This is a genomic window from Actinomadura sp. HBU206391 (genome assembly GCF_014323665.1).
In the GTDB taxonomy this organism is placed as follows: domain Bacteria; phylum Actinomycetota; class Actinomycetes; order Streptosporangiales; family Streptosporangiaceae; genus Actinomadura_C.
Map to the genome: position 1 here is coordinate 47,798 of NZ_JABVEB010000020.1, position 13,975 is coordinate 61,772.

At 71.2% G+C, this 13,975-nt stretch carries 14 protein-coding genes; 5 read left to right on the top strand and 9 right to left on the bottom strand.

All coding sequences use genetic code 11. From position 1 onward, the window contains the following. Positions 1-77 precede the first annotated feature (77 nt). The 3 genes from HKK72_RS10545 to HKK72_RS10555 are packed head-to-tail and all read right to left on the bottom strand — an operon-like array spanning position 78 to position 2,717. Positions 78-1,016 carry an aldo/keto reductase gene (locus HKK72_RS10545; RefSeq protein WP_187234115.1) on the bottom strand — a complete coding sequence of 313 codons (939 nt, stop codon included), beginning with the start codon at positions 1,014-1,016 and terminating at the stop codon, positions 78-80. Positions 1,017-1,048: 32 nt separating this feature from the next. Beyond that, positions 1,049-1,840, bottom strand: coding sequence for a CPBP family intramembrane glutamic endopeptidase (locus HKK72_RS10550; protein ID WP_187234116.1), 792 nt, complete (start codon positions 1,838-1,840; stop codon positions 1,049-1,051). A gap of 25 nt (positions 1,841-1,865) precedes the next feature. Further along, entirely contained in the window at positions 1,866-2,717 is an 852-nt protein-coding gene (locus HKK72_RS10555; protein WP_187234117.1) for a patatin-like phospholipase family protein, read from the bottom strand. 164 nt (positions 2,718-2,881) lie between these two features. Between HKK72_RS10555 and HKK72_RS10560 the strand changes: the two genes are divergently transcribed. The 3 genes from HKK72_RS10560 to HKK72_RS10570 all read left to right on the top strand — a co-directional run bounded on the left by HKK72_RS10560 (position 2,882) and on the right by HKK72_RS10570 (position 7,968). Then, a complete protein-coding gene (locus tag HKK72_RS10560) occupies positions 2,882-4,399 on the top strand; it encodes an Nramp family divalent metal transporter (protein ID WP_187234118.1) in 1,518 nt (505 codons plus the stop codon). Positions 4,400-4,467: 68 nt separating this feature from the next. After that, on the top strand, positions 4,468-5,028 hold the full coding sequence (locus HKK72_RS10565; RefSeq protein WP_187234119.1) for a DUF1707 domain-containing protein: 561 nt from the start codon (positions 4,468-4,470) through the stop codon (positions 5,026-5,028). 108 nt (positions 5,029-5,136) lie between these two features. After that, positions 5,137-7,968 (top strand): hypothetical protein, encoded by a 2,832-nt coding sequence (locus HKK72_RS10570; RefSeq protein WP_187234120.1) that lies wholly within the window; start codon positions 5,137-5,139, stop codon positions 7,966-7,968. Between the two features lie 120 nt (positions 7,969-8,088). Here the strand turns inward: HKK72_RS10570 and HKK72_RS10575 are convergent, their stop codons facing one another. From HKK72_RS10575 to HKK72_RS10595, 5 genes are all read right to left on the bottom strand, one after another. Beyond that, complete coding sequence (locus HKK72_RS10575; protein ID WP_187234121.1) at positions 8,089-8,277, bottom strand: hypothetical protein; 189 nt, start codon at positions 8,275-8,277, stop codon at positions 8,089-8,091. A gap of 324 nt (positions 8,278-8,601) precedes the next feature. Next, positions 8,602-9,687, bottom strand: a complete 1,086-nt coding sequence (locus HKK72_RS10580; RefSeq protein ID WP_187234122.1) for a Zn-dependent alcohol dehydrogenase — start codon at positions 9,685-9,687, stop codon at positions 8,602-8,604. 70 nt (positions 9,688-9,757) lie between these two features. Further along, positions 9,758-9,949, bottom strand: coding sequence for a ferredoxin (locus HKK72_RS10585; protein WP_187234123.1), 192 nt, complete (start codon positions 9,947-9,949; stop codon positions 9,758-9,760). A gap of 11 nt (positions 9,950-9,960) precedes the next feature. Next, positions 9,961-10,416, bottom strand: coding sequence for a pyridoxamine 5'-phosphate oxidase family protein (locus HKK72_RS10590; RefSeq protein WP_315987180.1), 456 nt, complete (start codon positions 10,414-10,416; stop codon positions 9,961-9,963). Positions 10,417-10,486: 70 nt separating this feature from the next. Then, entirely contained in the window at positions 10,487-11,443 is a 957-nt protein-coding gene (locus HKK72_RS10595) for a ribokinase (RefSeq protein ID WP_187234124.1), read from the bottom strand. Between the two features lie 223 nt (positions 11,444-11,666). Here HKK72_RS10595 and HKK72_RS10600 point away from each other — a divergent pair, with 223 nt between their 5' ends. After that, entirely contained in the window at positions 11,667-12,299 is a 633-nt protein-coding gene (locus tag HKK72_RS10600; RefSeq protein ID WP_187234130.1) for a class I SAM-dependent methyltransferase, read from the top strand. Positions 12,300-12,417: 118 nt separating this feature from the next. Then, positions 12,418-12,954 carry an NADAR family protein gene (locus tag HKK72_RS10605; RefSeq protein WP_187234125.1) on the top strand — a complete coding sequence of 179 codons (537 nt, stop codon included), beginning with the start codon at positions 12,418-12,420 and terminating at the stop codon, positions 12,952-12,954. 37 nt (positions 12,955-12,991) lie between these two features. On the opposite strand, the gene HKK72_RS10610 is transcribed toward HKK72_RS10605, so the two are convergent. Further along, positions 12,992-13,975 (bottom strand): prenyltransferase (locus tag HKK72_RS10610; RefSeq protein ID WP_187234126.1); only part of this gene is annotated, 984 nt, incomplete at its 5' end.

Below are 13,975 nucleotides of genomic sequence, written 5' to 3' on the forward strand. Positions count from 1 at the left end.
CTCCCGGCCGCGGTGTCGGAGCAACCACGATCACGCCCGGATGGGCTGCGCCGCCGGTTCCATGGGGGTGGCCGCGCTCAGTTCCATGGCAGGGCCGCGCGATCCGCCCAGTACCGGGCGGGCGGGATGGCGAGCCGGGCGAGGCCGGCCAGATCCTCATCGTCCAGCCGTACGGTGACGGCCGCCAGGTTGGACCGCAGCTGAGCCACGCTCGCGGCGCCGGCGAGCACCGTGTCGGCCCACGGCAGGTGGAGCGCCGCGGCCAGTGCGATGGCGTCCGGACCCACGCCGTGGCGCTCCGCGGCCCTGGCCACTTCGGGAGGCGGCCGTACGGCCAGCCGTCCGTTGGCCAGTGCCTCTTTCACGAGCACATGCGCTCCCGCCTCGTGGGCCTCGCGCAGCGCCTCTCCGACCGACGGCTCGAGCGGGTTCCAGGTCGACTGCACAGCGGTGAACAGCCGCTGCCCGGCCACCTCCAGGTCGAGGGCACGGCGTACGGTGTCGGCCTGGTCCGGGCCGGAAGTGGAGAATCCGACCCGCAGGCCGCACGCCGCCGCCTCGGCGAGGACGGCACGCAACGGGGCGTCGCCGAACAGCGGGCTGTCCGGGGTGAGCGAATGCACCTGGTAGAGCGCGAGCCGGTCGCCTAGCAGCTTGCGGCTCTCCTCGAACTGCGCGCGATACCGAGGCAGCGTGTGCTCCTTCACCTCGTGCACCGGGGAGTCCGTTCGCCACCGGCCCACGTAGGTGTAACCCCATTTGCTCGACACGGTGACGTCAGGATGGTCGCGATCGGCGAGCCACCCGCCGAGGAACTCCTCCGCGAGACCGTACGACCGCGCGGCGTCGACCCACCGGACGCCCGCGGTGTAGGCCGCGTCGAGCACATCGCGGCTCGCCTGCCGCATCGCCTCGACGCTGCGATCGGCCGGCAGCGCTCCCTCCCGGCCCACGTTGATGTACGCCGGACGGCCGAGCGCCGCCAGCCCGAGTCCGAGTCCGCTCAGCCCGCTCATCGCTGTCACACCGTCAAGACTGGCACGTCGATTCAGCCGGCCGGCAGCCAGCCGACCTTCCCGGCCAGCAGGACGGCGCCCACGAAGGCGACGATGTCGATCAGCGCGTGCGCCACGACCAGCGGCATCACCCGCCCCCAGCGGCGGTAGAGCCAACAGAAGATCACGCCCATGACCACGTTGCCGACGAAGCCGCCGACGCCCTGGTACAGGTGGTAGCTGCCGCGCAGCAGCGAGCTCGCGGCCGTCGACCGCCACGGGCTCCAACCCCGCTGGTCGAGCCGGTGGACGAGGTAGCCGAGCACGATCGTCTCCTCCAGCACGGCGTTCTGTGCCGCGGCGGCGACGAGCACCGGGATCCGCCACCACACGTCGTCGAGGCTCGAGGGGACGACGGTCAGGTTGAGTCTGATCTGCCTGGCGAAAAGGTAGAGCCCGAGCCCGGATCCGCCGATCACCGCGGCCACGGCGGCGCCGCGCAGCAGATCACGCGCGGGGCGGGCGAGTGAGAACCCGAGGGTGCCGCTCAGCGATTCACCGCTCCGCGCCATCAGGTGCGCCACGAGCGCCACGGGGACGAGCGCGGTGGCGATGGAGAAGAGCTGCCAGGCGAGGCCCAGCCACGGGCGCCCGGGTGCGTGATCGGTGATCAGCTGTGCGGTCTGCCGGGAGAGGGGGCGCGAGGCCGTGAGCGACCCGACGAACGAGATCAGCGCCGACACGCCGGACGCGCCCAGCGACAGGGCGAGCACGAGCACGACCTCGCGGTCGAGCACCGCTCGGTCGGTTGGAACGATCTTCTGGGTTCCCTGCCGCATGGTCATGGCGCAATCTACCCGCAGGCGATGCCTAACCCCAGGCCGAGGTCACCCTGGCGGCTTCGCGGCGCCCCTGTTCGCGACCCGCGTGGGCCGTCGGCGCCCGGATGACGGGATCCAGAGGGTTCAGGCCCATCGCCGCGACGGAACCCTCGTCCGGTCGCACGACCGTCACCTCGGTGCCCCGGCGCCGCAGCTGATCGACCTCGTCGTCGAGGCCGCCCCATGGCGGGGCGGGGGTCCCCGGTGGCTGCGGGGACAGCACCAGTACCTGGTCGTACCCGGCGGCCAGGTGGGCGTTCTCGTTGGAGCGGACCCCGCCGTCGATGTAGCGCCGGTCGCCGATGGTCACGGGGGGCCAGGTGCCGGGCACCGCGCAGCTCGCCGCCACCGCATCGACCAGGTCGGCCCCGGACGCGGCGTCGAAGACCCGGGTCTCACCGGTGTTCGCGTCGACGGCGACCAGCGCGAGCGGAAGTCGCGGCCACGTGTGCGACGGCAGCCGTGCGGCGACGACCGCACGCCGTTCGGCCTCGGTGACGGTGGGCGTCTCGAGCGCCCACGCTCCGATCCGGCGGCGGACGTCGATCGGGTCACGGGCTCCGGCGAGGATCTTCGTCAGAGTGTCGGTGAACGCCGCGAGGTCGAGGTCCGCCGGGAGTTCTCTGGTCTGCAGGGCCGGGTCGACCTGCCGCTGGAACAGCTCCTCCATGGCCAGGCCGCTCGTCACCTGCGCTCCGACGGTGGAACCGGCCGAGGTGCCGACGACCAGGTCGGGGCCGAGCACGTCGGCGCCCGCGTCGGCCAGAGCGGTGAGGATTCCGGTTTCCCAGGCGATGCCGGCCAGGCCGCCGCCGCCGAGCACCAGTGCGCGTCGTTTCATGTCCTGATTGTGATGTCCAGCCGCACCGCAGGTCACGCCCGTCGCGTGCCGCTGTCAAGCGGACTTTCGTCACATTGCCGGATTGTGGGCCTTGCCGGAGCCCTTTTCGGAGCGGAATATCGAGGTGATCTGTCACGTCGGGGGCTGGCTGCCTGGAGAAGCCCATGGCCGAGGAGATCCCCGCCACCACCGCCCCCACCGCCCGCACCCACCCGCTCGGAGTGAGCCGTCCTGATCTGGCCGTCGCCGATCTGCCCACCCCTGAAGAGGTCTTCAAGGTAGCTCGGATCGGACCCGGTCAGCTGTTCAAGTACGCCCTGGGGCCGAGCCTCATCGCGCTCGGCATCTCGATCGGCAGCGGTGAGTGGCTGCTCGGGCCGCAGGCCGTCGGGCAGTTCGGCTTCGAGGGGGTCGGCTGGATCATCGTCATCTCGGCGGTGCTGCAGACGTTCTACAACATCGAGTGCTCCCGCTACGTGATTGCGACGGGCGAGGTCCCGGTGGTCGGATGGGGGCGGGTGCCGCCCGGCTGGATGCTGTGGGTGCCGCTGTCGGTCTTCATCGTCATCTTCGCCTTCATCGCCGGCGGCTGGGCCGCGTCGGCCGGCCAGGGGATGTACGCGCTCGTACACGGTGAGATCCCGGCCAAGGGCGCCGAGGAACCCAGGCTCTGGGCCATCGCGCTGCTCGTGCTGGTCTTCTTCATCACCGCGGGCGCGCGGCGGATCACCCGGGCGCTCGAGCTGGCCAACTGGATCATGGTCGGCGCGATCCTGATCGGGCTGCTGCTCGTCTGCCTGTTCATCGTGCCCTGGAGCATCTGGTGGGACGGCATCCGCGGTTTCGTCACCCCCGCCGCCCCACCCGAGGGGATCAGTGCCACCCAGATCGGCGCGCTTGCCGGTTTCACCGCGCTGGCCTCCGGGCTCAACTGGTACGTCATGGGCCACTACCGGGACAAGGGCTACGGGATGGGTCACCGGGCCGGCTTCATCTCCGGGATGCGCGGCGAACGCCGGCAACTGCTCGCCAGCGGCGTCACCTTCCCCGACGACGAGAAGAACACCGCCCTCTGGCGACGGTGGTACCGCCTGCTGCTCACCGACATGTGGGGCATCTTCTTCGTCGGGGCCATGCTCGGCATGCTCCTGCCGACCATCCTCATGGCCCGCGCGGTGGAGATAACCGGTGACAAGGTCACCCAGGAGAACGTGCCCACCTTCGTCGCGGTCGCCCTCGACCAGGAGTACGGCCGGGCGATGTTCTACGTCGCACTCGTGCTCGGAATCCTGATCCTCTTCAGCACCCAGCTCGGCATCTTCGAGGCCATGGTCCGCGTGACCACGGACGCGTCGCACGCCACGAGCCCGAAACTGCGCGCGCTGGTGGAGGGCGACCCGCGGCGCTTCTACTACCCATTCATGATCGTGCTGCTGGTGGTCATCGCGATCATCCTGCACCTGGCGCTGCCGGTGAGCCTGGTCCAGTGGTCGGCCAACATGTCGAACCTGGGCGCGCTCATCTACCCCTTCATGCTGATGTATCTCAACAGCCGGCTGCCGCGCGCCGCCCGCCCGCGGCCGTGGCACTACGTGATCCTGGTCCTGAACTTCCTGTTCTTCGGCTTCTTCTTCGCGAACTTCATCGCCGACTTCATCGGTGATCCACTCATCACGTTCTGACATACCTCTCGAAACCGGAGGAAGTTAGAGTTACGATACATCTCGAATCGGGACTGAGGAGAGATGGCATGGACGTCGAGCACCAGAAGGCGCCCGCGATGCGGGTCTCGGATGTGGAGCGCGACGAGGTCCTGGTGCGGCTGCACACCGCCTTCGCCGAAGGGCGGCTGTCCGACCGGGAACTCGACGAACGCACGGCGTCGGTGCTGGCCGCCCGGACCCGGCCGGAACTGGACCACCTGCTCGTCGATCTGCCCGTGGCCGCGGCGCCCGGCGCCGCGGCCACCAAGTCCGCCTCCCCGACCTCACGTCCGGGCCGTCTTCAGGTCGCCTACAAGAGCTCCGTACGGCGCGGCGGGAGCTGGCGGCTGCCCGACGGCTACACCACCGTGATCTACAAGGGCGGATGCCTGCTCGACCTGCGCGCCGCGGAGCTGGAAGACGACGTCATCACCATCCGCGCGATCGCGTACAAGTCCGATGTGGAGATCATCGTCCCGGCCGGCGTGCGGGTCGAGGTCGGCGGATTCGGGGTCTCCAGCGAGATCTACGGCGACGCCGTGCCCGGCGCCCCGGTCGTGCAGATACGCGGCTTCGCCTACAAGGGCGAGATCGACGTTCACTCGTAGACGCTTCGGTAAGTCCTCCCTTGCGCGCGGTTTATGTGGCGGTTTGATCGGGCCTACGCCACCATTGGTTGATCATGTCGCCGACAGCTAGGTGACGCATGTGCCGTTGTGGCGCGTTTCGTGGGCATCGCCATGTCCACGAGGCGATGGGAAGAGGTCGAGGAACAGGTGACGACGAGGATCCCGGAAGAAAGCGACACCGAATCCGTCACCGGTGGCCGGCCAGAGCACCCCACTGATCCCTTCTCCGCGATCGTCGACACGGCCATGCCGGTGTCGAGGCGGAAGGGCAGAGGGCTGCCGCCGGCCGTGGTCAGGGCCGCCGACACGGCGGGCCTGGAGAACGGCGCGCCCGCCGCGAGCCCTCCGGAGAACGCCGGGACCACGCCCAAGAAGAGCCGGGCGGGCCGGGGCGCGGTCAAGAGAGCGGCCTCGCCCTGGCAGCGCTCGCACTCGGTGTGGCGCCGCGCCGGGGTCGACTGGGCTCAGGACGGTACGGTCGCATCGGCCGATGAGGACGACACCCCGGCACGGACCGGCTCGCCGGACACCGCGCGGGCGCAGACAGTGCAGGGGGCGCGGAAGGCACCGGTGACGCGCACCGCGCAGACCCAGGAGAAGGCGCAGACCCAGGAGAAGGCGGAGACACCGGAGAAGGCGCCGCCGCCGCGGTCCGACGTGCCGCGCTCCCGGCGCGGCCGCCGCGCCCGCAGGGCCGGGATCGTCGTCCTCGCGGGGGTACTGGTGGCCGGTGCCGGGGCGTACGCGGTGCAGAACCGTCAGGACGGCGGGACCTCCAGTCCGGGGGCCGCCGACGCCACCCGGATCTTCACGCTCGACCCGGCCGCGAAGACCGACGGGCGCGAGCAGGTGCTTGCGGCCGTCGCCGCCGTCGGCGAGACCATCGTGGCCGTCGGCTCAGACGACGTCCGTGGGCAGTTCCTCACCTCGGCGAACGGAGGCCGGACCTGGCGGCTCGCCGAGGTGCGCGCGGCCGACGGCGGTGAGCCGCCGCCCGGGGAGTTCCCGCGGCAGGTCGCGGGCGGGGCCGGTGCCTGGGTCGCGCTCGGAGGCCCCGCCGCCCCCGCGGACGGGAGCACCGCGGACGCCGTCGGCGGCCCGGCGGTCGGTGGTGCCGTTTGGACCAGCTCGGACGGACGGACCTGGACCCGGCAGGCCGGCGCCCCGGCGTTCGCGGCGGCCGACGAGGTGCGGGCCGTCGCCCGTACCGCCTCGGGCTTCGCGGCGGTCGGCCGGGCGTCCGGCCGCGCGGCGGTGTGGGTCTCCCCGGACGGCAGGGCGTGGCAGCGCGTCGCGGCCTCGCAGGCCAAGCTGACCGGCGTCCTGCGGCTCGACCGGGTGGCCGCGGTCGGAGACACGCTGGTGGCGCAGGGCTTCCGCAGCCAGACCGTGACGCGGACGGTCACCCGGGGGAACAAGAAGCGCAGGGTCAAGACCACGGCGCGGGGCGGCGGCTACTGGCGGTCCACCGATGGCGGCCGCACCTGGGCCGCCGTGCGGGTTCCGCAGCAGAGGGGCTCGTACGGCTCGGGCAACGGGCTCGTCAGCGGGCCCGGCGGGTTCTTCCTCACCCGGGACTCGCGGCAGGTGACGGGCAGGGGCAAGAAGCGCAGGTTCGTCCGCTCGACGGTGGTGTTCAGCTCCGCCGACGGCGCGAAATGGGCCGTCGCCGGCCGGCTCACCGGCGGTGATCTCATCGGAGTCGATCGGCTGAGCGGCGCGCCCTCGGGGCTCGCGGCGCTCGTGAGCATGCGCGGCGGCAAGACCGCCGTGATGCGCAGCCAGGACGGCCGGACCTGGCGGCGGACCGCCGTCATCACCGGGCCTGCCCTCACCGGCCTCGCCGTGCTGCCGCTCGGACCCGTGGTGACGGGCCGGGACGGTGATGACGCGTACCTGTCTCTGCCGGGTACCGGCGACATCGACCTCGCAGGCGTCGACGGCGCCGTGCAACCGGACCGCGCGATCGCCGCGCTCGCGCCGAACGGCGGGCAGGTGCTCGCGGTGGGCGGCACGAACGGCGACGCGGCGGTCTGGATCAGTCCGGACGGTCGGTCATGGAGCAGGGCGAGCGGCACCGGGTTCGGCGGTGACGGGACGCAGCGGCTGACCGATGCGGCCGGCGGCGGTGAAGGCTGGGTCGCCGTCGGCCGGACTCCGGACCGGCCGCTGGTGATGACCTCCGCCAACGGTGCCGACTGGCGGCGTGCCCGCGGCCTCTCGGCGGACTTCCGTCCCACCGGGGCGACGTACGGCCCGTCCGGCTATGTGCTGGTCGGCAGGGCCGGAGACTCGGCGGCCGCGTGGCGCTCGACCGACCTGAAGAAATGGACTCGTGGATCGGGCGGGCTCGGTGCCGCCAAGGCGATGACCGACGTGGCGACGGTGCCGGACGGTTACGTCGCGGTCGGCGGCGCGCCGCAGGCCGAGAAGGGGAAGCGCGGCGGCGACACGCCCGAACGCCCCGTGGCGTGGACCTCCGCCGACGGCGAGAAGTGGACCGCGAGCGGGGCGGTGCCGGTTCCGCCCGGCGCGGCCCCGGGACGGTTCACCAGGGTCGCGGCCAAGGGCGGGTTGCTCGTCGCGCTGGCCGATCAGGGATTCGTCGCCACGTCGGCGGACGGCGGCAAGACCTGGCGGTCGCAGGTGCTCGAGGGAGCGACCACCGTGGTCGTCGCTTTGCAGGGATTCGTGGCGGCGGGTACGACCGGCGCTCCCGGCCGGAGCGATGTCATCATCTGGAGCTCGCCCGACGGGCACACCTGGCGGCCGAGCCGGCCGCACGGCGCCGGGCTGGCCGGCGAGGGAGCGCAGCGACTCACGGCGCTCACCGCGCTGGGCGACGACCTGCTGGCGGTGGGCGTCACCGCGGATCACCGGGGTGAACGGCCCACGCTGTGGCGGACGCCGAGCCCCTGAAGCTCCGTCGTTTCGGAGTCGGTTCAGAGTCGTTTTCGAGTCGTTTTCAAGGAAGCCGGCCACCGCAGATCACAGCCCACCCGCCCCCTGTCGTGATCTGCGGTGGCCGCTCCCGAGAGGTCAAGCCTTGATGTGCAGATCCACGCCGAGAAGTACGAGGAACCAGAGGAATATCGCCAGCAGCGCGCTGGCCACACGGCGCAGCAATCCGACGTCGATGTAGCCGCGATCCCAGGCCACGAAGATCCCGATGATCACATAGATGAGACCGATCAGACTGAATCCCGACCGTCGATATCGGTACGCCATGGTGGCGTCTCCTCCCAGTGAGCCGATGTTGGTCTGCCTGAGATGCCCTAAATTGCAAAGGTAAAACTTCGGTATGGAGCACGTGATCTCTTAGGTGGGCCGTGCCGAAATGGCGGCCGAGGGATGTAGCACCGGGGCCGCCAACTGCGATGACTGGGTGTCACCTCCGTGCAGGGGGTGGGGTCATTCGTCCCGGGATGCCCGGGACGGCGCTCATCACGGGCGGGATCCGCGGCCCATCGGCGCGTCCGAGGCGCGGGTCTCATGGTGGCGGCCGGCGGCTCTTGGCAGCGCACGCCGGCCGCCATCCGACCGTAAGGCGGCTCAGTCGAAGAGCACGACCTGCCGGATGACCTCGCCCTTGGTGAGCGCCCGCACGGCGTCGTTCAGCTCCTCGAACTGGATCCGGCGGGAGATCAGGTTCTCGATGTCGAGCTTGCCCGCGCGCCACAGGTCGACGAAGCGCGGGATGTCCCGCTTGAGATAGCTGCCGCCGTACAGCGAGGCCTTGAGGCTCTTGCCTTCGAACAACAGCGAGAACGCGTTCATCTCGAAGTTGTCGTCGGCCGCGCCGGCGCCGACCACGATCACGTCGCCGCCACGGCGCGTGGTCTGCCATGCCGTGGTGATCGCGGCGGCCTTGCCGACGACCTCGAAGGTGTAGTCGAAGCCGCCTCCGGTGAGCAGGCCCTTGGTCTCGTCCAGGTTGTCGAGCGTGGCGGTGTGTGTGGCGCCGAACTGCTTGGCGATCGGGTGCTTCGCCTCGTTGGGATCGATGGCGAGAATCGTCGAGGCGCCTGCGATCCGGGCGCCCTGGATCACGGCCAGACCGACGCCGCCGGCGCCGACCACGGCGACCGTCGAACCCGGCTTGACCTTGGCGGTGTTGATCGCGGCGCCGACGCCGGTCGGGATTCCGCAGCCGAGCAGCGCGGCGTACTCGAACGGCACGTCCGCATCGACCTTGATCACTGCCTGGTGGGGGAGGACGACCTCCTCGGCCCACGTGCCCACGCCCGCCATGCCGAACGCAGGGGTGTCCCCCCCGATGCGGAACCGCGGGTTGCCGAAGGCGTCGCCGATGAAGGCCATGCAGAGGTACGGCTCGCCGCGCAGGCATTCGGCGCAGATCCCGCAGTCGGGGGTCCAGTTGACGACGACGTGGTCACCCGGCTGCACCGAGGTGACGTGGTCGCCGACTTCGAGGACCTCGCCCGCTCCTTCGTGGCCGACGACCGTCGGCGTCGACATGGGCAGCACGCCGGTCATCACCGACAGGTCGGAGTGACAGACTCCGGTGGCCCTGATCTTGACCCTGACCTCGGCCGGTCCCGGGTCCACCGTCGTGACGTCGTCTCGCAGGTCCAGTTCCTTGTCGCCGACCGCGTGCACTATCGCTGCGCGAGCCATGGTCGCCTCCACGTGGGGGGTGTGGGTGCCGTCACGGCGCCCGGGGGTGGGGTGGGGTTGTGGTGCGGATTCACTCGTTCACGGAGAGCGCGGCCTTGGGGCAGGATCGGACGGCGTGCCTCACCCGGTCGGCCAGAGCCGCCGGCGGGTTCGGCTGCAGGATGTGCAGAACGTCGTCGTCGTCGAGTTCGAAGACCTCGGGGGCCAGTCCCTCGCACACCCCGTTGGCCTCGCACACCAGCGGGTCGACCCGTACCTCCATCGCGTTCTCCTTCAGTTCCCGGCGAGCTTGTGGTGATCCCAGGAGGCGACGCGGACGGGTTCCACGATGTACGCATGACGTTTCGCGGCCGTGTGCTCGACAAAGGGCGTGACAGCATCGTCCTCGAGATCCATCATGCGCCGGACCACCTCGGCCCCAACATACCGAACCTCGTTCTGTTCGGTCAGTACCTTGGCGTTGCCGTAGATGAGGGCGCCCCGCAGCTCGAAGTAGTCCTCGCCGGCCTCGATCAGGCACGTGACGCGAGGATCTCGCTCGATGTTGCGCGCCTTCTGGGAGGCGCGATAGGTCCAGAACGCGATCTTGTCGTCCACCATCGCGTAGAACATGGTCACGAGGTGCGGGGTTCCGTCGGGATTCATCGTGCCGAGTTGCAGCTTGCGCTGCTCGGCGACCAGGGAGGACACCTCGTCCTCGGTCATGGCGATACGGGTACGGTCACTCACGCCGAAAGTAGAACATGTTTCAGTCTTTGGCGGCAAGGCAGTCCGGCCGCGACGAACGGGCGGCCTCGGCTCATGTCTCGGCGAGCTCCTCGAGGGTCGGGAAGGAAGTCTGCGCGCCCGCCTTCCGTACGGCCGCAGCGCCCACCCGGGCGGCGAAGCGGGCCGCGGCGACCAGGCCGTCGCCCCCCGCGAGCCGCCGGCAGAGCGCTCCCGTGAACGCGTCTCCGGCGCCGGTGGTGTCCGCTGGTTCGACCTCAGGGCTCGGCACCGTCGCGATCTCGGTCCCGCGGGCCACGACCGCCCCTCGCGCGCCCAGAGTGATCACTACGGAGCGCGGGCCGAGGGCCAGTAGCGCCGTGGCGAGCCCGGCGGCCGAGACCGCGCCGTCCGGTGTAAAGGCCGGTGCGGAGCCCTGTGCGGAAACCCGGGTCGAGCCGAGCACGAAGGCCGCCTCGTGTTCGTTGACGACCAGGGGGTCGCACAGCCTGAGGAGCTCCGGCGGCACTCGCGTGGCCGGCGAGAGGTTGAGCACCACCCGGGCGCCGGTCTCGGCCGCCGCGCGGGCGGCGGCGAGGACGGTCGGCATCGGGATCTCGAGTTGGAGCGAGATCACGCGGGCGGAGCCGAGCAGCGGGCGGGCCGCCGCGACGTCCTCTTCCGACAGCCGCCGGTTCGCGCCCGGCGAGACGATGATGCTGTTCTCTCCGCCCGGTCCGACGCTGATCAGCGCAACGCCGGTGGGCACGGGCGTGGTGAGCAGATGCTCGGTGTCGATCCCGTCGTGCCTGAGTCTCTCGGCCAGGAACTCCCCGTACCGGTCGGCGCCGATCCGGCCGAGGATGCCCACGCGGGCTCCGAGTCGTGCGGCGGCGACCGCCTGGTTGGCGCCCTTCCCGCCCGGATGGGTCTCGAGATCCGAACCGAGGACCGTCTCGCCGGGTGCGGGCCACCGGTCGACGCGCACGACCAGGTCCGCGTTGACCGACCCGACCACGACGACGTCATGGGACTGTGCGGGCATCGGCATCGGTGCCTTCAGTGTTGTGAGCCGGCTGATGTGCCGGGCCGCCGAGCCGGTGATCGGCGGCCTCGTCTCGATGGTGCCATCCCGCGGGCGCCGGCCGCACGCTTGCGTCGGCCGGCCGGAGAACGCAGGCGTGAGCCCGGGCCGGGGAGATACCGGACGTTTCCGGCGCCGGCCGTACGGATAGGGTCACGGCGTGACCGATGACCTGACCGTATTGCCCGCGATGCCCGTTCCTCTCGTACGGGCCGCCTTGGCGGCGAAGGGGTTCATGCCCCCGGCGGAGGGCACCGCCCTGTACGAGACCGCTGTGGCGTACGGCTCGCGCGGCCCGATCCTGGAGGTCGGCACCTACTGCGGTAAGTCCGCCATCTACCTCGGGGCCGCCGCGCGCGTGGCCGGTACGGTGGTCGTCACCGTCGACCACCACCACGGCTCAGAGGAGAACCAGGCGGGCTGGGAGCACCACGACCCGTCACTGGTGGATCCGTGCACCGGCCGGATGGACACGCTGCCGACCTTCCGTTCCACGATCGCCGCCGCGGGGCTCGAGGACCACATCGTCGCTGTCGTCGGCGCGTCCCGTACGGTCTCGGCGCTGTGGGCGACGCCGGTCGGAATGCTGTTCATCGACGGAGGCCACGCCGAGGTGCACGCCCAGGGCGACTACGAGGGCTGGGCGCCCTGGGTGAAGGTCGGCGGTGCTCTGGTCATCCACGACGTCTTCCCCGACCCCGCCCACGGCGGCCAGGCGCCCTATCGCGTCTACCGGCGGGCGATCGCCAGCGGCGCCTTCCAGGAGCGTCGGGTCGAGGGTTCGCTCCGCGTCCTGGAGCGGGTCGCCGACGGTATCGGCTGACCTGCGGCCGGTTCGCGATCGCCCTGCTGGCCCTGTCGGCCTGAACCGGCCGGGTGAGGGGGATACCGCCACCGAATCCCTTTGCCGGCGTCCGCTCACACCTGCCACGATCTGCGCCATGCGCGTCGATGATCTGATCAGGATGGAGCGGCGAGGCGAGCTGCCGGAGTTCGTGCTGTTCTGGGGCGGCAAGCAGCACCACGGCATCGGCAAGAGCTGCCTGAGCCAGTGGTATCCGTCGCCGTTCACCGCCGACGGCGTGGTCTATCCCACCGCCGAGCACTTCATGATGGTCGGCAAGGCCAGGCTGTTCGGCGACGCGGCCGCCGAGGCGAGGATCCTCGCCGACCCCGACCCGGGCCGGGCCAAGGGTGCCGGCCGTACGGTGCGGGGGTTCGACGAGACGGCGTGGATCGAGCACCGTTTCGACATCGTCGTGGCCGGCAACCGCGCGAAGTTCGGCGCGCTCGGACCGCTGCGGGACTTCCTGCTGGCGACCTCGGGCAAGGTGCTCGTCGAGGCGAGCCCCTACGACCCCATCTGGGGCATCGGGCTCAGCGAGCATCAACCCGAGTCCGGGCGCCCGTCCCAGTGGCGAGGACTCAACCTGCTGGGCTTCGCTCTCATGGCGGCCCGCGCCGACCTCGCCGCCTGATCGGCCCGCTCTTCGGGGCGGGTCGACGGCCGGGGGGTCAGGAACCGGTGCGGACCGCGGTGGGAAGGGCCGCCGGCGCGCAGCCGCAGGCGACCGGGTCGGCCGCCTCGGAGGGCCCCAGCGGTCGGCCGCCGATCTCCTTGAAGATCGTCGCGCCGGGGGTTGTGCCCGACAGCGCGTCCGCCGCCAGGACCACCGCCGCCGCGGTGTAGGTGGACCGGTCTCCGGGGAAGTGCCGGTCGTTGGCGAACTGGTAGCCCGTCCAGTACGACCCGTCCGGGTGGCGCAGATGCTGCATCGCGTCGAACAGCTCAAGGGCCCGGCCGGTGTCGCCTATCGCGTCCAGGGCCAGTACCAGCTCGCAGGTCTCGGCACCGGTCACCCATGGCTGGTCGGACACGCAGCGGCAGCCGAGGCCGGGGACGACGAACGTGTCCCACTGCTCGGCGATCCGCCGGTGCGCCGCCTGCCCGCGTACCGGCCCGCTGAGCATCGGGTAGTACCAGTCCATCGAGTAGCGGCTCTTGTCGGCGAACGCCTCGGGATGGGCGGCGACCACATGTCCCAGCTGGTCGGCGGCGAGCTCCCAGTCGGGCTGCGGGTCGCCCAGCCGTTCCGCGAGGGCCACCGCGCATCGCAGCGACTGGTAGATCGACGAGCAGCCGGTGAGCAGCGCGTGGTCGCTCGGCGAGCCGTCCGGACGGCGGATCCAGATGATCTCTCCGCGGGCGGTCTGCAGCCCGAGCGTGAACTCGACGGCGCGCCGCACGGTCGGCCACATCCGCTCGGCGAACTCCTCGTCGCCGGTGATCAGGAGCTCGTGCCACGCGCCGACGGCGACGTAGGCGGCGTGGTTGGACTCGCCGCCCGGCTCGGTGACGTCGCCGAGCACCCACTTGGCCGGCCATGAGCCGTCGGGTCGCTGGACGGTCCGCAGCCACTCGTAGGCTCGCCGCGCCGGGGCGCGGAGCCCGGCCACGCCGAGCGCCATCGCCGCCTCGATGTGGTTCCACGCGTCCAC